General features: G+C 62.7%; 15 protein-coding genes. 4 read left to right on the plus strand and 11 right to left on the minus strand.

Annotation, left to right across the window (positions count from 1 at the left end; genetic code table 11):
• The 3 genes from AC3WN7_RS17480 to AC3WN7_RS17490 form a co-directional block, all read right to left on the minus strand.
• Positions 1-540, minus strand: a complete 540-nt coding sequence (locus AC3WN7_RS17480) for a (2Fe-2S)-binding protein (RefSeq protein ID WP_015095868.1) — start codon at positions 538-540, stop codon at positions 1-3.
• Positions 533-3,364 (minus strand): xanthine dehydrogenase family protein molybdopterin-binding subunit, encoded by a 2,832-nt coding sequence (locus tag AC3WN7_RS17485; protein WP_095965314.1) that lies wholly within the window; start codon positions 3,362-3,364, stop codon positions 533-535. The genes AC3WN7_RS17480 and AC3WN7_RS17485 overlap by 8 nt, the downstream gene beginning before the upstream one ends.
• 176 nt (positions 3,365-3,540) lie before the next feature.
• A complete protein-coding gene (locus tag AC3WN7_RS17490; RefSeq protein WP_015095870.1) occupies positions 3,541-4,482 on the minus strand; it encodes a LysR family transcriptional regulator in 942 nt (313 codons plus the stop codon).
• 125 nt (positions 4,483-4,607) lie between these two features.
• Between AC3WN7_RS17490 and AC3WN7_RS17495 the strand changes: the two genes are divergently transcribed.
• From AC3WN7_RS17495 to aldA, 4 genes are read left to right on the plus strand one after another with little or no spacing between them, the layout of a single operon-like run.
• A complete protein-coding gene (locus AC3WN7_RS17495) occupies positions 4,608-5,903 on the plus strand; it encodes an MFS transporter (RefSeq protein WP_102674369.1) in 1,296 nt (431 codons plus the stop codon).
• A 32-nt stretch (positions 5,904-5,935) separates the two neighbouring features.
• Positions 5,936-7,120, plus strand: coding sequence for an L-rhamnonate dehydratase (gene rhmD / locus AC3WN7_RS17500; RefSeq protein ID WP_008047298.1), 1,185 nt, complete (start codon positions 5,936-5,938; stop codon positions 7,118-7,120).
• 14 nt (positions 7,121-7,134) lie between these two features.
• A complete protein-coding gene (locus AC3WN7_RS17505; RefSeq protein WP_095965312.1) occupies positions 7,135-7,935 on the plus strand; it encodes an aldolase/citrate lyase family protein in 801 nt (266 codons plus the stop codon).
• A 19-nt stretch (positions 7,936-7,954) separates the two neighbouring features.
• Positions 7,955-9,388, plus strand: coding sequence for an aldehyde dehydrogenase (gene aldA / locus AC3WN7_RS17510; protein WP_102674368.1), 1,434 nt, complete (start codon positions 7,955-7,957; stop codon positions 9,386-9,388).
• Between the two features lie 75 nt (positions 9,389-9,463).
• On the opposite strand, the gene AC3WN7_RS17515 is transcribed toward aldA, so the two are convergent.
• The 8 genes from AC3WN7_RS17515 to AC3WN7_RS17550 form a co-directional block, all read right to left on the minus strand.
• Positions 9,464-10,246 (minus strand): IucA/IucC family C-terminal-domain containing protein, encoded by a 783-nt coding sequence (locus tag AC3WN7_RS17515; RefSeq protein WP_102674367.1) that lies wholly within the window; start codon positions 10,244-10,246, stop codon positions 9,464-9,466.
• Positions 10,243-11,034: an ABC transporter ATP-binding protein gene (locus AC3WN7_RS17520; protein ID WP_015095875.1), complete on the minus strand. Its 792-nt coding sequence runs from the start codon at positions 11,032-11,034 to the stop codon at positions 10,243-10,245. Before AC3WN7_RS17520 ends, AC3WN7_RS17515 begins: the two co-directional genes overlap by 4 nt.
• 12 nt (positions 11,035-11,046) lie before the next feature.
• A complete protein-coding gene (locus AC3WN7_RS17525; RefSeq protein ID WP_102674366.1) occupies positions 11,047-12,078 on the minus strand; it encodes a FecCD family ABC transporter permease in 1,032 nt (343 codons plus the stop codon).
• Positions 12,071-13,060 (minus strand): FecCD family ABC transporter permease, encoded by a 990-nt coding sequence (locus AC3WN7_RS17530; protein ID WP_015095877.1) that lies wholly within the window; start codon positions 13,058-13,060, stop codon positions 12,071-12,073. The genes AC3WN7_RS17525 and AC3WN7_RS17530 overlap by 8 nt, the downstream gene beginning before the upstream one ends.
• Positions 13,060-14,001, minus strand: coding sequence for an ABC transporter substrate-binding protein (locus AC3WN7_RS17535; RefSeq protein ID WP_102674365.1), 942 nt, complete (start codon positions 13,999-14,001; stop codon positions 13,060-13,062). Before AC3WN7_RS17535 ends, AC3WN7_RS17530 begins: the two co-directional genes overlap by 1 nt.
• Positions 14,002-14,079: 78 nt before the next feature.
• Positions 14,080-16,503, minus strand: a complete 2,424-nt coding sequence (locus AC3WN7_RS17540) for a TonB-dependent receptor (protein WP_102674364.1) — start codon at positions 16,501-16,503, stop codon at positions 14,080-14,082.
• A gap of 67 nt (positions 16,504-16,570) precedes the next feature.
• Positions 16,571-17,521, minus strand: a complete 951-nt coding sequence (locus tag AC3WN7_RS17545) for a FecR domain-containing protein (RefSeq protein ID WP_102674363.1) — start codon at positions 17,519-17,521, stop codon at positions 16,571-16,573.
• Positions 17,518-18,027 carry a sigma-70 family RNA polymerase sigma factor gene (locus AC3WN7_RS17550; RefSeq protein ID WP_102674362.1) on the minus strand — a complete coding sequence of 170 codons (510 nt, stop codon included), beginning with the start codon at positions 18,025-18,027 and terminating at the stop codon, positions 17,518-17,520. The genes AC3WN7_RS17545 and AC3WN7_RS17550 overlap by 4 nt, the downstream gene beginning before the upstream one ends.
• Positions 18,028-18,470 lie beyond the last annotated feature (443 nt).

Raw genomic sequence — 18,470 nt, forward strand, 5'->3', positions numbered from 1 at the left:
TTAACCCTCCTTGACCAGGCCGAGATCAGTCAGCACGTTGCGGGTGGCGCTGTAGTAGCGCACGTACCCGGTGCAACGGCAGATGTGATGACCGAGGCTGTCCTCGATGACTTTTTCCAGCTGGCTTTTGACGATCGGCTGACGCTGCAGCTTTTCCACCAGCACGGTCGCGGCATTGACGAAGCCTGGTGCGCAGTAGCTGCACTGGAAGGCGAATTCGTCGACGAAGCGCTGCTGGATCGGGTTCAGCTCGGTGACCTTGCCCTGCTCGTCGCAGGTCGCATGGCCTTCGATGGTCCGCACTTTCTTGCCTTCGAAATAGTGCGCACCGGTGATGCAGGTGCGCACTTCTTCGCTGGTGCCGTCGGGGTTGTCGACGATCACCACGCAGGCGTGACAGATGCCCTGGCCGCAACCCAGGCGCGAACCGGTGAGGTTCTTGTATTCGTGCAGGTAGTCGATCATCGGCAGGTCATCAGGGATGTCCACCGGGCCGACGGATTGACCGTTGAGGGTCAGTTGAAGCGGACGGTTAGCCATTGAGGGCCTCCTTGATGCGTGCAGAAGTGATAGGCAGGTCGCGGACACGTTTACCGATGGCATGGGCCACGGCATTGCCGATGGCACCGACCACCGGAATCATCACCACTTCGGCGATGCCCTTGGACGGGTCGCTTGGCGAGAGTGGCGGCAGGATCTCCGCCGTCTGCTTCCACACCGCGACGTGCCGCGCCATGGGCAGGCGGTAACGGTTGAAGTTCCAGTCACCCTCCCCCGGCCCGCCTTCGTACAGCGGCATTTCTTCCATCAGCGCATGGCCGATGCCCATGGCGATGCCGCCCTCGAGCTGGCCCTTGACCAGTTCCGGCACCAGCACACGACCGCACTCGACCCACGAGTGATGGTTGAGTACCGACACCTCGTTCGAACCCTTGTTGACCTTCACTTCCACCAGCGTCGCCACCGGGCTGTAGTAAGTCACTGCCGCGTTGTTCAACTGGGTTGCCGGATAGGCGATGCTCTGCCGGTCCAGCAAATGGAAACCGGCGCTGTTCATCTGCGCCTTCTTCGCTTTCGGTGCACCGTCGCCGTACTTCACGGCCAGGCCATCGAGCGGCAAGCGCTCACGCACGCCGTCGATGCTGAACTCGGCCTCGGCCCAGCTCCAGCGGTTGAAACCGTGCACCGTGGCGCCGCTCACCAGGCCGCGCTCGTGAACACGCTTGGCCAGCATGGCGAACGGCAATGGTTCCATGCCGTTGGCGGTGAGTTTGCCATCGACCCAATGGGCATCTTCGCGGCGCACCACGTAAGGGTTGGCCTGACCGCCGTAAGGGCCTTGGCGCCAGATCTCCATCGCCGCCGGCCACAGGCCGTGGTTGAACAGCACGCGTGCCGCTTCACGGGTGGCGTGGCTGAAGTAGTACGCCGAGTTGGTGGCCGACGATGCCGAAGCCACCTTGCCGACCCAACGCGGGTTGCGCAGGACATTATCCTGTTCGGCCTGGCTCATGATGTACGGGTTGCCGCTGCTGATCAGCTGCAACTCTTTCCATTCGGTTTCACCGGTCTTCACTTCGTGCGCCGGGACACCAAGGAAATCGGCCACGACCATGGCCTGCGAGGTCGACATGCCGGTGCCGATCTCGATACCGATGTGGCGCAGGCTGATGCGACCTTCGGCGGTGAATTCAATGCTGGCCATCGGCGCTTCGGAACCGGTGCCGAAGTCTTTCTGGCAGATGGCAAAACCCACCCCGTACCAGTTATCCGGATCGGCGGCTTCGCGTTGTTTCTTGAGCGCGTCGCGGTTTTTCCAGACTTCGTGGACAGCGGCCTTGTCGAGAATCTCGTGCAGGCGCAAGGCACCGGCCGGGATCGCGCCCTGGGTGTTTTTCATGCCCGAGCGCAGCGCGTTCTTGCGGCGCAGTTCAATGGCATCGATACCGAGGCGATCGGCGATTTCGTCAACCATCATTTCGGTCGACGCCATGCTCTGCAGGGTGCCGTAGCCACGCATCGACCCGGCTTCTACCGCACGGGAATGGTAAGCCGTGACCTGCAGGTCGTTCTGCGGCATGTAATAGATCGATTGCGCGGCCGTGGCGCCCACCGCCGCCACCGACGGGCTGTAGTTGATTCGCCCGCCACCGTCGACGCTCATTTCAGCGCGGAAGATCTTGAAACTGTGGTCGTTCTTGTCCACCGCCAACTGGTAGCGAATGTCGAACGGGTGACGCTTGATGCCGCTCTGGAACTGCTCGTAGCGGTCGTTGGCCAGGCGCACCGGCACACCGGCGCCGTACAACGCGGCCAGCGCTGCGTAGTAGACGAAAATGTTGTGGTCTTTGGAGCCGTAACCGACGGTGTAACCGGGGTGCATGTTCAGGTTGGCCAGGCCGAAACGCGACGGCGCGATCATCTTCGCGGTCTCGGTCGCGGTTTCCAGCGGGCACTGGGTGGCGACAACGAAATGCAAGGTCTTGGTGGCCGGGTCGTACCAGCCGTTGCCGTTGTCCGGCTCCAGGGCGGCCGGCTCGATCGATGGGGTCTTGTAGCGCTCGTCGAACACCAGCCAGTTGTCCGGCGGCGTATCGATCTGCTGCTTCATGCGCTCGGCGTAGAACAACCCGCGCTCAGTCAGGTTGCCGTGCAGGTTCGGCTGGGAGTTCCACACCGGACGACGGTTTTTCAGCATCGGGAACAGGATCGAATCCTTGAGGCTGGCGAATTCGTCTTCGTCGGCCGAGGTCGCACCGCCGACGCGCACGTAGCGGAAGCTGCCGTATGGATCGCCTTCATAGAACGGCACTTTATCGCCGTAGCGGATGGCCTTGTCATTGAACTTGAGCTGGTTCTTGGCCTGACGGAAGCGCTCGAAGTCGTTCCAGATCAGGATCGCCACCGGGTGCCCGATGAACATCGGCACCTTGCCGGCCGGCAACAACGGATCCGGGGCGTGTTCCTCAGGGAACACGATACCGTCCTTGACCAGGTCTTCGGCGGTGACGATGCGGTCCGGCTGCAACCCGGCGCCCAGCCACGACAGGTCGATGCCGGCGAAGATGTGGTCGGCCTTGATGGTTTTGAGCAGCATGGCGTGGCCTTGCTGCTGCGGCCAGCCCGGCATGTCCTTGGCGCGGATGTCGCGGGCAAAGACCTTGCTGCCGCAGACCTTGGACAAGGCATCGTTACGGGCGCGCGCCTGGCCATTGTTGCCGAGCCACTGCTCGGACGGCACGGTCACGCTGTTTTCCATCAAGGCGGCCAGCGCCTGGCTGCTCAATGGCGTGAGCGTCACGCTCACACCCGCTACCAGCCCGCCCTGAAGGAACGAGCGCCGGGATATATCACGGTTGGACATGGATCATCCTCTGGGCGGTTATGGGGTCCGCCCTTCTGGTTATGTACTGGAAATCTCGAGTCGTGCAGAAGCCCTTTTCGACGATGCAAAGGGCTGTTGTTGACAGTGCAAAGCTGACCGAAAGGTTAAGTTTATAGGCTTATGCCTTCGCGGAAAACTAAAAACTGACCAAGGAATCAAAAAACCGCGACTTTTCGACGCAGCAGTTCGATGAACAACCCCAACTCCCGGCTGATGTGCTCGCCCTTGCGCAACAACAACCCGAATGGCGCCATCTGCACATCCAGTTCCACCGGTAACGCCACCACCAGGCCCATTTTAAGATAGTCGCGCAATGCGGTTTCCGACAGGACCATGATCGCGTCGGTCAGCTGAATCAGTTGCTGCATGGAGTACACCGAACTGCATTCGATGATGTCCGCCGGTAGCGGCAAGGCTAACCGCTGCAACGCCTGATCCAGGCCGATGCGCGCCGGACTGGTTTCCGGTTGCAGGATCCACGGCCAACCGCTGACCAGCTCCGCCATGTCCAGTTTTTTGCGCCGGGCCAGCGGGTGGCCGGCGTGCACCACCACCAGCAAGCGTTCGTTACCCAATTGCTCGAAGACGTAATGCTCACTGTCGGTGGCAGCATTGCGCCGGGCGATGGCAAGGTCGATGCGGCCCTGTTCCAGCAACTGGATCACCTGGTCGCTGGTGTCGCCCATGATACGAATCCGCAGCTGCGGATTGAGCGCCTTGATCTCGGCAATCGAATCCATGACCAGGCCTGGCGCCGCGCCCATGATGGTACCGATCGACAGATAGCCGTAGCCGCCCTGCTGCCGCGCCATCAGGTCCTCGGCACAACGGTCCAGACCACTGATGGCCGACTCGGCAAAGCGAATCAGCTCCTGGCCCAGCGCTGTCGGGCGCATCCCCCGCGGCAGGCGCTCGAACAGATCGCAGCCGAACATGTCTTCAATCTCATGGAGCATGCGGGTTGCCGCCGGTTGCGACATGTTCAGGCTTTGCGAAGCGCGGTGCAGGTTCTGGCTGGAGCTGAGCGTCACCAGCATGTGCAGATGCTTGTAGCGCAAGCGATTGAGCAGGCTGCGGGAGATGATCGGCGTGGTCATGGCGGGCCTTTTTTATCGATACTCTCAAGGTATCAGTTGTGAGCTAGATTCGATTTGTAACGCATCGATCAGCGGCCGTACAGTCTTCCCCATAAGAACAAATGCCCTACCAAAGGAAAACTGCGATGAAGACTCTACCCGCGCCTCTGCTCGCCAAAATTTCCTGGCGGCTACTCCCGTTTCTCCTGCTGATGTACATCATGGCCTTCCTCGACCGCGCCAACGTCGGGTTCGCCAAGCAAGCCTTTCAAGCCGACACCAACATCAGCGATGCCGCCTTCGCCTTCGGCGCCGGGGTGTTCTTCGTGGGCTACGCGTTGCTTGAAGTGCCGAGCAACCTGATCCTGCACCGCGTCGGCGCCCGCCTGTGGATGTGCCGGATCATGGTCACCTGGGGCCTGGTCTCCGCCGCCATGGTCTTCGCCCACACAGAAACCAGCTTCTACATCCTGCGCTTCCTGCTGGGCGTGGCCGAAGCCGGCTTCTTCCCCGGCGTGATCCTTTACCTCACCTACTGGTTCCCCAGCGCCGCGCGCGGCAAGGCCATGGGTTTCTTCTATTTCGGTGCGCCGCTGGCGTTCATCTTCGGCAGCCCGTTGTCCGGCCTGCTGCTGGAACTGGACGGCTTCGCCGGCTTCCACGGCTGGCAGTGGCTGTTTGCCGTTGAAGGCCTGATGGCGACGGCGGTGGGCATCTGGGCCTACTGGTACCTGGACAACCGGCCGGCCGACGCCAAGTGGCTGACCGTCGAGGAACGCCAGCAAGTACAAAGCCTGCTCGATCAGGAAGACAGCCATAAACAGAACCACGGCCGCAGCCTGCTCAACGTCATTTGCCAACCCTCGGTGCTGTACCTGTGCCTGATCTACCTGTTGATCCAGGCCAGCGTCTACGGCGTGGTGTTTTACCTGCCAAGCCAGGTCGGCGGACTGCTGGGGACCAAGGTCGGGTTGATGGTCGGCCTGGTCACGGCGATTCCATGGATCTGCGCCTTGATCGCCGCCTACCTGATCCCCGGCTACAGCGACCGCACCGGCGAACGCCGCCGCACCGCGTGCCTGACCTTGCTGATGGCCGCCGCCGGGATCGCCTGCTCGGTGACCTTCAGCAATCCGCTGCTGGGGATCATCGCCCTGTGTTTTGCCGCCTCCGGCTTCATCGCCGTGCAACCGGTGTTCTGGACCTTCCCCTCCAGCTACCTCGCCGGCAGCGCTGCCGCGGCCGGGATCGCCCTGATCAACTCGTTCGGCGCCCTCGGCGGCTTCATCGCCCCCATCCTGAAGAACTGGGCCGAAGGCGCTTTCCATTCACCGGCAGCAGGCTTGTACGTGCTGGCCGTGACCACCGTCATCGCCGCGTTGCTGGTGCTGGGCGTACGCGCGCCCGGCCATGAAGCCTCGAACAAACCGGCCACCATTTGACCTGACAGCCGTTTAACAAAAGGAATCACACCATGGGCATTCCAACCATCAAACACGTCCGCGCTTTCACCCTGCGTGGCGGCGGCGCGGATTATCACGACCAGGCCGACGGCCACTGGATCGACGATCACATTGCCACGCCGATGAGCAAATACCCCGAGTACCGCCAGAGCCGCCGCACCTTCGGCATCAACGTACTCGGCACCCTGGTGGTGGAGATCGAGGCCAGCGACGGCACCGTCGGTTTTGCCGTGACCACGGGCGGCGAGCCGGCCGCCTACATTGTCGAGAAGCACCTGGCGCGCTTCCTTGAAGGCGCCCGGGTCACCGACATCGAAAAAATCTGGGACCAGATGTACCAGTCGACCCTGTATTACGGGCGCAAGGGCATCGTCATCAACACGATCTCCGGCGTCGACCTGGCGCTGTGGGATTTGCTCGGCAAGATCCGCCAGGAGCCCGTGCACCAGTTGCTCGGCGGTGCGGTGCGCGACGAATTGCAGTTCTACGCCACCGGCGCCCGTCCGGACCTGGCGCAGAAAATGGGCTTCATCGGCGGCAAGATGCCGCTGCACCACGGCCCGGCCGAAGGCGAAGAAGGCCTGCGCAAAAACCTCGAAGAACTGGCGACCATGCGCGAGCGTGTCGGCCCGGACTTCTGGCTGATGCTCGATTGCTGGATGAGCCTGGACCTCAACTACGCCACCAGACTGGCGGTCGGCGCCCACGAACATGGCTTGAAATGGATCGAAGAGGCCCTGCCGCCGGACGATTACTGGGGCTACGCCGCCCTGCGCAACAACGTGCCCAAGGGCATGCTGGTGACCACCGGCGAACATGAAGCCACGCGCTGGGGCTTCCGCATGCTGCTGGAGATGGGCTGCTGCGACATCATTCAGCCGGATGTCGGCTGGTGCGGCGGGATCACTGAACTGGTGAAGATCTCGGCCCTGGCCGACGCCCACAACGCGCTGGTCATCCCCCACGGCTCTTCGGTGTACAGCTACCACTTCGTCGCCACCCGGCATAACAGCCCCTTCGCCGAGTTCCTGATGATGGCGCCGAAGGCTGACGAAGTGGTGCCGATGTTCCACCCGCAATTGCTCGGCGAACCGGTGCCGGTCAATGGCCGCATGCGCCTGTCCGCACTCGACCAGCCAGGTTTCGGCGTGACCCTCAACCCGGAATGCCAACTGCATCGGCCGTATAACCGCTGAGAAAGGAGTTCGTGATGAACATGCCGCACAACGCGTTCAAGGCCGCACTGAACAACAGCCAAACCCGGTACGGCATCTGGGCCGGGTTCGCCACCGGCTACGCCGCCGAGATCGTCGCCACCACCGGTTACGACTGGATGCTGATCGATGGCGAGCACGCGCCCAACACCGTGCCCGGCGTACTCGCCCAGTTGCAGGCCGTGGCGCCTTACTCGACTGCGCCAGTGGTGCGCGCGGTGAATGGCGATGCCAACCTGATCAAGCAACTGCTGGATATCGGCGCGCAGACGCTGATGATCCCGATGGTCGAAACCGCCGAACAGGCACAGGCGCTGGTGCGTGCCATGCGCTACCCGCCCCACGGCATTCGCGGGGTCGGCGGCGGCCTGACCCGGGCCACGCGCTGGGACGCTGTGCCGGATTACCTGAATACCGCCCACGAACAACTGTGCCTGATCGTCCAGGTGGAATCGCGCACCGGCGTGGAAAACGTCGCTGCGATTGCCGCCGTCGAGGGCGTGGATGCGGTGTTTATCGGGCCGGCGGATTTGTCGATCGGCCTGGGTCACGCCGGCAACCCCGGCCACCCGCAAGTCCAGGAGCGGATTCAACACGCCGTGAACGCCACACTGGCGGCCGGCAAGGCCTGCGGGATTCTCGCCCCCAACGAAGAAGACGCCCGCCGCTACCAGCGCTGGGGCTGCCAGTTCATTGCAGTGGCCATCGACATCAGCCTGCTGCGCCAAGGCGCCATGGCCACCCTCGCCCGCTACCGCGAACCTGCCACCCCTCAAGCACCGTCACGCACTTACTGATCTGCCAAGGAGTCGCACCATGTCATCCGTGCCTGTTTACGAAAACTTCATCGACGGCCAGTTCGTGGCCAGCGCTGCCCACCTCGATGTGATCAACCCGGCCACCGGCGCCGTGCTGTCGAAAGTCCCGGCCTCGACCGCCGAGGACGTCGACCGCGCCCTCGCTGCCGCCCGTGCCGCGCAGAAAGACTGGGCGCGCAAACCGGCGAATGACCGCGCCGGCTACTTGCGCCGGATCGCCGCCAGGCTGCGGGAAAACGTCTCGCACCTGGCGCGCACCATCACCCTGGAGCAAGGCAAGATCAGCGGGCTGGCAGAAGTCGAAGTCAATTTCACCGCCGACTACCTCGACTACATGGCCGAATGGGCACGGCGCATCGAAGGTGAAATCATCACCAGCGACCGCCAGAACGAAAACATCTTCCTGCTCCGCAAACCACTGGGCGTGGTGGCCGGGATCCTGCCATGGAATTTCCCCTTCTTCCTGATTGCCCGAAAAATGGCCCCGGCCCTGCTGACCGGCAACACCATCGTCATCAAGCCCAGCGAAGAAACCCCGAACAACTGCTTCGAATTTGCCCGGCTGGTCGCCGAAACCGACCTGCCGCCCGGCGTGTTCAACGTGGTCTGCGGTGACGGCCGAGTCGGCGCGGCACTGAGCGCGCACAAGGGCGTGGACATGATCAGCTTCACCGGCAGCGTCGACACCGGCTCACGGATCATGGCCGCCGCCGCGCCGAACATCACCAAGCTCAACCTGGAACTGGGCGGCAAGGCGCCGGCCATTGTGCTGGCGGATGCAGACCTCGACCTGGCGGTCAGGGCGATCCGCGATTCGCGGATCATCAACAGCGGCCAGGTGTGCAATTGCGCCGAGCGGGTCTATGTCGAGCGCAAGGTGGCGGATCAGTTCATCGAACGCATCGCGGCGGCCATGAGTGCAACGCGCTATGGCGATCCGATTGCCCAGCCCGACGTGGAGATGGGCCCGCTGATCAACCGCCAGGGGCTGGACAGCGTCAACCGCAAAGTCCGCACCGCGTTGAGCCAGGGCGCCAGCCTGATCAGTGGCGGGCAAGTGGCCGACCTGCCCAATGGCTTCCATTTCCAGCCCACTGTTTTAGCCGGTTGCCGCGCGGACATGGAGATCATGCGCGAAGAGATTTTCGGGCCAGTGCTGCCGATCCAGATAATCGACGACCTGGACGAAGCCATCGCCCTGGCCAACGATTGCGACTATGGCCTGACTTCGTCGATCTACACTCGCGACCTGAGCAAAACCCTGCAGGCGATGCGTGAGCTGGATTTTGGCGAAACCTACGTCAACCGCGAGAACTTCGAAGCCATGCAAGGCTTCCATGCCGGTGTGCGCAAGTCCGGCATCGGCGGCGCGGATGGCAAGCACGGGCTGTACGAATACACCCATACCCACGCGGTCTATCTGCAAGGCTGAGCCAGGCACTTTCTGTGAAGGGCAGGCGCCTGAGCCATCGTTCAGGCGCCTGCCCCATCACCCTGAATGCACATCTCATCGGCATTTCCCCGGACGTAGCAACGGGCAGGTTGAACAGTATTCAGCGGGGTCGGTGGCCAGGTAATAGAAGCAACAGGTTCGGCGAAAGCGAATGCTGCGCTGCCCATCGTCCACCCGCGTCGGCGGTCGGCGGAAATGGCTCAGCGGGTTGTAATCGAGACCGAACAACGCAGGCTCGGCGTGTGTCAGCAGCCAATTGAAATCCGCTTCACAGCGCTCGCGCACTGACGGGTCGTCGATTTTCGCCATGCGTTTTTCATACAGCGAGTACACGCGCACGGCCGTGTTTTCCCAGAGGATGCGCCGGGAGACACCGGTGACACGGTTGAAGGTGTGCCACAACGGTTGCAGCAGTCCCGCGAACAGCCCCCGCACCAGGGCCTCCCGCCAGGCCTCGCGCTCATTGGCCCCATAGGTCAGCGGCAGACCGTGATGCAGGGGCATCGACGACGTCCACTGCCCCTCATCGTGGCCGTATTCAATCAGCGTGTTGTCGAGCGTCAACAACAGTCCCTTGTCATACGCCGACAGCGCATACAAACAGGCGCCGGTCGCCAGAAACGACAAGCGCTTGCCCAGCAGCGAGGCGGTGATCGCCCGGGTCGGCGAGCCGATCACCGGGCCCAAGGTGTCCAGCAGTTGCTCGCACACGTCCTCCTGCAACAAGTCCCGGGCCATCAGCGAGCGCAACGGGTCGCGCTCGTCGCCGTCCTTGAGCCGCAAGCCGCCGGACAACACCGTCCACTGCGACGCGGTGAAATGCCGGGCCAGACTCATTGCGGCAATTCCCGGCCAAAAGGAATGCACAACGGTGTGCCGAAGAACGGATCGGCAATGATCCGGCAATTGAGGTCGAATACGGTTTTGACCAGGGGTTCGGTCAACACCTCGTCGGGCCGCCCTTGGGCAAAGGCCGTCCGGTTGTGCACCGCAACCATGTGGTCGGCGTAACGACAGGCCAGGTTGAGGTCGTGCAGCACCATGATGATGGTCTTGTTTTCGAGCCGGTTGAGGTCGCGCAGCAGGTCCAGCACTTCGATCTGGTGCGCCAGGTCGAGAAACGTGGTGGGTTCGTCGAGCAGCACGATGCCGGTGTCCTGGGCCAGGGTCATGGCGATCCACGCGCGCTGGCGCTGCCCGCCGGACAACGCGTCCACCGGTCGGTCCGCCAGGGCCTGCAGACTGGTTTGCGTCAGCGCGCGGTTGACCATGGCCTCATCTTCAGCCGACCACTGCTGCATCCAGCTCTGATACGGATAACGTCCCAGCGCCACCAACTGCCGCACGGTGATGCCCTCCGGCGCACTGGGGGTCTGAGGCAAAATGGCCAACTCCCTGGCCACGGCGGCCGTGGACTTTTGCTGGATATCCACGCCGTTGAGGATCACCGAGCCCTGCTGCGGTTTGAGCAGCCGGGCGAAGGATTTGAGCAAGGTGCTTTTGCCGCAGCCGTTGCTGCCGATCAGTACCGAAATCTTGCCTTGGGGCAGTTGCATGTCCAGCGCGTCAATAATGACCTGGCGCTGGTAACTCAGGGTCAGGCCGCGACTTGCAATCGACGTCATGCGTTGAATTCCTTAATGACGCTGTTTAATCAACAAATAGAGAAAAAAGGGTGTGCCCAGCACGGCGACAAAAATCCCGGCCGGCAGATCCAGCGGCAAAAACAGGACACGCCCGGCGAGGTCGGCCAGCACCACGAGGTTCGCCCCGACCAACGCGGCCATCGCCGCCTGGCCACCAAAACCCGGGGCTACCAGGCGCTTGGCAATGTGCGGCGCAATCAGCCCGACAAACGCGATCGCCCCGCCCCAGGCAATCGCAGCTCCAGCCAATGCCACGCTCACCAGCAACAAACCGGCGCGCAGCCACTGCACGCGAACGCCAATGCCCTGGGCCAGAGCGTCATCCAGTTGTTGCACCCTCACCTGCCGGGCCAGCAGCACCAGCAGCGGGCAGATACCCAACAACCAGCGCCCCAGCGCCAGTGGTTCCGGCCAACTGGCGCCGTACACGCTGCCGGTCAGCCAGACATAGGCCGACAGGGTCGTGGTCAGCGGACTGAAGACCAGGATGAAGGTGGTCGCGGCAGTCAACATCGCGCTGATGCCGACCCCGATCAACACCAGGCGCAGCGGTGAGGCCCCCTGCTTCCAGGCCAGCAGATAGATCGCCAATGCCGCCAGCCCCGCACCGGACATCGCCGCCAGCGGCAGAAACTGCTGGCCCAGCGCCACGGAGAAAAACGCCAGATACAGCACGGCCGCCGCACTGGCGCCGCTGGTGATACCCAGCAGGTCAGGTGAAGCCAGCGGGTTGCGGATGATGCTTTGCAGAATCAACCCCGACACCGACAACGCCGCCCCGACCAACGCCGCCAGGAGCATGCGCGGCAAGCGCAGTTGCTCGACGATGAACGTCAGGCTGGCGTCCTGGCTCGACAGCACAATCCGCAGCACCTCCAACGGCGACAGCATGACTTTGCCCAGCGACAGTGAGCCGAGCATGATCAGCGCCGTCACCATCAACGCCGCCAGCAACCGCCACAACGTGGCGACATTGATCCGCCGGGAAAAGCCGCTACGGCGCCAGGTCAGGACCTTATCCATAACGACCTCCACGCCGGGCCAGCAGAATGAAAAACGGTGCGCCGAACAGTGCCGTCATCACGCCCACCGGGACCTCCTGCGGCAGGATCAACACCCGCGACAAGGTATCGGCCAGCAGCAGGACAATCGCGCCGAGTAGCGCACACCCCGGCAACAACCAGCGATGATCGATGGACAGGCCCTTGCGCACCATGTGCGGCACCAGCAGGCCGATAAACCCGATGCTGCCGGCCAATGCCACGGCACTGCCCGCCAGACAGACCACCAGCACGCTCATCAGCAGCCGGATCAAACCGGTGCGCTGCCCCAGGCCGGTGGCGATCTCCTCGCCTGCGTCAAGCACGTTGACCTGCCCCGCCAGCAACATCGCGCCGAACAACCCGAGTACGCCACAGATCAGCAGTGGCGCGGCGACCGACAGGCTGCGCTCGGTCAACGAGCCCGCCAGCCAGAACAGCACCGTGTCCAGTCCATCCTGATTGACCACCAGCAACGCCTGGCTGAACGCAGAGAACAAGGCGGCCATCGCCGCACCCGCCAGCACAATGCGCAGCGGGCTGAGACTGCCCTGCCCCATGTTGCCGATCAGCCACACCAGGCTGCCGGCTACGGCCGCGCCGATGAACGCGCTCCACAGCCAGGCATCCGGGGATGACAGCGAAAACAGCGAGGAGCACAGGATGATGAAAAACGTCGCGCCGGCGTTGATCCCGAACAACCCGGGGGACGCCAGCGGATTGCGCGTCAGCGCCTGCATCAAGGCCCCCGCCACGGCCAGGCTCGCGCCCACGGCCATCGCCATCAAGGTGCGCGACAGGCGCGTGGTGGTCACCAGCACGTGACTGACGCTCAGCGGATCGGGATGCACGAACGCGGCGGCAATGTGCGACAGCGGAATCCAGGTGGCTCCGACCGCCAGGCTCAGCACACCGCTGAGCAGCAACACGACGGCGGCACAGCACAACTTCAAACCATTGCTCATCAGGACAGGTCCGCCGTGACCAGCCGCGCAACGTCATCGAGCATCAGGTTCGCCCCGAGCATCCCGCCCGACAGGCTCCAGGCCACCCCGTCGACCCGCCACACCTGCCCCTGTTGCGGCGCACGCATTTGCTGCCACAGCGGATGCTGCACCAGGCTTTCATAGTTTCGCTGCACTGCCGGTTTCTCCGCGCGCAAGAAGACAAAGAAAATGTCAGCATTGACCACCGCCAGACTCTCCTTGCTGGTGAGTTTGATCGATACCCCGTTCGCCGCCCGACTGGCCTCACTCCAGCCAAACCCCAGCTCGGTGATCACCGAACCCGGAAAACTGGCCGGCAGATAACTGCGGATATGGTCCTCACGGACATCCAGAATCGACACCGTCGGCGGCCAGCGCCCGGCAAATTCCTGCTGCAGTTGCTCGCGCAGTTGTGCCGTGCGCAACTGCCAGCGGGCCAACACCTCGTCGGCGCGCTGCTGGCGGTGCAAGGCCAGGCCCATCAACGCCAGGGTCTTTTTGAACTCGAACACTTCCTCGAGCATCACCACCGGGGCGATCTGCTTGAGCAACGGCGCGATACGTTCATGGCGAAAGCGCGAGGCGATGATCACGTCCGGCTTGAGCAGCGCGATGTCCTCAAGGCTGGGCTGGGTTTCCAGCCCGACATGGGGCACCGGCTCCAGCGCCGAGCGCAGGTAGCGATAGGTGGGCTTTTCACTCCAGGAATCGACAATGCCGCAGGGTGTGATGCCCAACGCCACGGCACTGTCCGTGGCCCCCTGAAACAGGGTGATCACCCGCAGCGGCGCGGCGTCGGCCCGGGCCCACGTCGACGGGGCAAACCTGAGTGCAAGCAGGCCCAGGGACAGGCGCAGCAGCGTGCGCCTGGAGGGCGTATCGGGCTGTTCTTTCTTGAGCGGGTAAATCAGGCCGGGCATGCTTTCGTCCTCTGCAATCGATTCACGACACAACTCGGTCGCGCCCTTCCCTGTGGCGCAATCCACGGTTGAATCGATTCAGAAGTCGACGGTCGCCGACAGCAGGTAGGTTCGTGGCGTCGCGAGCGTCAATCCAGGCTCGCTGTCATCCGAGGCCCCGGCCGAACTCCAGTAACGCTTGTCGGCCACGTTCTCGACATTGGCGCGCAGGGTGATGTTCTTTTCTTCAACCTTGAAGGCGTAGCGCGCACCCACGTCGATACGCGTCCAGGCATCGATTTCCTTGTTGTTGGACTGGTCCAGATACTGCGAGCTGGAATAGATGCCGCGGCTGGTGAGGGTCAGGCCTTGTACATTCGGCACGTCCCACTCGCCCCCCAGGCTGACGTTGTATTCCGGCGTGGCGGGCGCGCGGTTGCCGTCAAAGGTGCCGTTGGTGGTGTCGGTGAGTTCGCTGTCGATGTACATGACGCCACCGACCAGACGGAAACCTTTGAGCGGCTCACCGAACACGTTGACTTCCACACCCTTGTTTTCGCGTTTGCCGTTCGGGCCGAAAACCCGCGTCGTGGCGTTGGTTTCATAGGCCGGCTGCTTGATCCGGAACACCGCAGTGGTAACGGCGAATGCACCCGCATCATATTTGGCACCGACCTCGACCTGCCGACTGATGAACGGCGGGAAGATCTCGTCCTCGTTCACCGAGGTCGACGGGGCGATCTTGCCCTGGCTCAGGCCTTCCATGTAGTTGGCATACAACGAGAGCTTGTCGGTGGCCTTGAACAGGATGCCGCCCGAGGGCGAAACCTTTTCTTCATCGTAGCCCGTGTCGCCTTTGACATTATCCGTCCAGTCGTCAACCTGCACTCGCTGCCAGCGTGCACCGAGGGTCAACAGCACCTGGTCATCGAAGAAGCCCAATGTGTCGGACAACGCCACGCTGCTGGAACGGTTCTCGGTATAAACCTCTGAGTCGAGTCGCGTGGGCGTGATGGGTGTAGGTGTTTCCACAGGGTTGTAGAGGTTGCTCGGGGCGGCGGCATAACGGGCGCCACCGTTTTCGAAGTCCATGTAGAAGTAGCTGGTAGCCAGGTTGATTTCATGACTCACCTGACCGGTATGGAACCAGTTGCGTACCCCGGCATTGGCTGTCCGGACATTTTCGTCGCGGGTGAAGTCACGTGGCTGAACGCTGAAATCGCCCGCGTTGTTGGTGACCGCTACGGCGTGCCGAAGGAAGTCGTGATTACTTTTACGCGCCCCCGCACCGGCGTACACCATGACGGAATCGCTGACATCGTACTCGCCGGTCACCGTACCGAAGGTGTCCTTGGTCCGAGCCTTGCTCCACGGCTGTGCATAGTTGTGGCGAACATCGCTGGCGTGCGGAACCTGAGCTTTGGCGCCGACCTGCACACGCTCCTGCGGGGCGTCGGTGTCACGCTCGTTATGCCCGACGTCCGTCGAGAGCCGCAGGCGCTCACCGCGAAAATCCAGGCCCAGCACTGCCATCTCGCGGTCAACACTCTGGTGATCCCATTCGGTGTCGCCGGACTGCTTCACGCCGTTGAAACGAACACCGAACATGTCCCCCTCACCAAAGCGCCGACCGATATCTACCGCACCGCCGACCTGGCTGTCGGAAGCGTAGTTGCCGGTAAACGAAGTAATGGGCACGTCGGTGGCGCGCTTGGGCACCACGTTGATCCCGCCGCCCACGCTGCCCCGCGGCGAGATGCCATTGATCAGCTGACTCGGGCCTTTGAGGACGTCGACGCGATCGGCCATTTCCATGTCGATGGTGTACGTCGGCAGAATGCCGTAGAGACCGTTGTAGGAGACATCACTGTTGAACAGGCTCATTCCGCGAATGGTGAACTGCTCATACCGCCCACCCGCCGGGTTGGTGGCGCGAACCGAGGGATCGCTGGCAACCAGGTCGCCCAAGGTACGAGCCTGCAGGTTTTTCACCAACTCACTGGTGTAGGTGGTCTCGCTGAACGGCGTCTCCATGAAGTCTTTCGAGCCCAGCAAGCCTTGCGACCCACGGCGTGCGACCTGCCCGCCGGCATACGGATCACCGTGCGCCGTGTCCGCCGTCGCGTAGATGGAGGTAGCGCCCAGTTGCAGGGTGCTGCCTGTTGGCGCCGGGGTCAGCATGTACGCCTGCTCGCCCACCGGTTGCAGTTGCAGACCGGAACCCTGTAGCAGTTGGGCAAAGCCCTCCTCCACCGCGAAGTCGCCGGAAAGGCCAGGGCTGGTGCGCCCGCTCACCAGTGCCGGGTCTACGGACAGATTGACCCCGGCCAACCCGGCGAAACGGGTCAGCGCTGCGCCGAGGCTACCGGCTGGCACCTGATAGCTGCGCCGTGGCGCGTCTTCGGCCCAACCGGCAGTGATGAACAACGGACAGGCACTCAGGCTCAACAACAGACTCAAGTGCATCAACGGGCGCAACCGGGATGGAGCCAGACGCGTACTACAAGGCATCACTGCAGGCATTGAGAATCTCTCTGATTTCGTTTCACTTGCCTTGAATGACAAGCGCCGCGAAAAAAGGGGACACGCGTTAAACACTATTTTTGCGCGGCACCAGCGTTACCCAATAACGCGTACGCGAATGCACCTCCAGCGGCAGGCTGACCGCCAGAAGCGCGAGGATGCGATCGGTGTCTTCCAGGCGAAAACTGCCGGTGATGCGCAGCGATTCCAGCGCTGGCTCCCAACGCAACACGCCCGGACGATAGGTACTGAGCTCGCGCAGGAAATCCCCCAAGAGTTGGTTCTGCGCCATCAGCACTCCGTCACGCCAGCCAGGGGCCAGCACATCGAATGGCTCCACAGCGCCGGCACCCGCCGATTGAAGGCTGACTTGCTGGCCGCCGCGCAACGAAAAGACCGGCCCGTGCAGAGGCTGCAACTGCACCGTGCCTCGAAGCACTGACACCTTGCAGCCCGCCTGCCCCTGACGCACGCACACTTCGCTCTGACTGACGGTCACTTGCCCGAAGCGCGTGAGGATCGTCAGCGGCGAAGTCCCGGGCACGTTCAGTGCCATTTCGCCTTCCACCAGTGTCAGGTACCGGTTCTTCAGATCGATATCGACGGCACTGGCCGTGTTCAGTTGCACAGAGCTGCCATCGGCCAACCGGACTTTTTTGCTTTCCCCGGTGGCGGTGCGCAGGTCGGCCCCCCAGGTATCCAGAGGCAACTGCCGACTGATCAACCAGGCGGTCGGCAGCAACGCCACCGCACCGACGGCGCGCTTGAGCACCGTGCGTCGACTGGCTTGCGGCCGGTCCAGACTGGCCATGGCCAGGCCCGATGGCAGGTCGGCAAAACGTTGACGCAAGCACTGCGCTTTCTGCCAGGCCTGCTCATGGCTGCAATGGCTGTCGCGCCAGCTCTGCAGCTGCTCCCGGTCCCGATCATTGGCACAGCCGGATTCCATGAGGGCCAGCCACTGCGCGGCGGCCCGCACGACTTGTCGGGCCTGGGCCGAAGGTGCCGAACCGTTCACATGCCCACCAGCAGGCAATGTTCGTAGGCTTGAGCCATGTAGCGCTTGATCGTGCGTTCCGAGACTTGCAGGCGCTCGGCAATCTCCTGGTAGCCCAGGCCTTCCAGCTGACTCAAGAGAAACGCCCGCCGTACCGGCCCGGGCAATCCATCGAGCAATTCGTCCAGGGCCTGCAGGGTTTCCAGCAGGATCCAGCGTTGCTCCGGGGACGGCACACAGTCCTCGGGCAGCAGCGCCAATGCATCGAGATAGGCTTGCTCCAGGCTGCGGCGCTTGTAGAAGTTGCTCAGCAGTCGTTTGCCGACGGTCGCCAGGTAGGCGCGAGGCTCTTGCAAGTCGGCGATGCGCTGAGAGCTGGCAAGGACACGAACGAAGGTATCCTGGCTCAGGTCCGCCGCATCGCTGCCATTGCTCATGCGTCGTCTCAACCAGCCTTCGAGCCAGCCCCGATGGTCGCGGTACAGGTCGTGGAAGGCTTGCTCCGGCGGCATCGCGGCATCACTCATCTGAAGGAACCCTGGGTGAAGAAATATTTTAAATGCGACTCATTCTAATTAGTGTTGCGCAGACAATCCAAGCCCTTTGTACGAACTGCACCCGGTAAATGCTTGAATTATTTAATGACAGGCAGGCATTTCGGCCGCGCAGGTACCGGTTTAACAAGGCTGCGGGTTATTGAGGGGGATTTTCGAGAGTCATCGGGCATCCGCGCCAGGCCGGCAGATGCGAAACCCTGAGGGTCGCGAGGCAGGAGAAAAAGCCAAATCGCAGGCACAAAAAACCCCGGTCTTTCGACCAGGGTCTTTGCTATCGACTCGAAGTAACCAGTGGTTTCTTCGTAGCTCCAAGGCGTTCAGTGGGCCTCGGGGCAGATATGGCGCAGCGGACGGGACTCGAACCCGCGACCCCCGGCGTGACAGGCCGGTATTCTAACCGACTGAACTACCGC

The sequence above is a fragment of the Pseudomonas sp. FW305-70 genome (assembly GCF_058783925.1).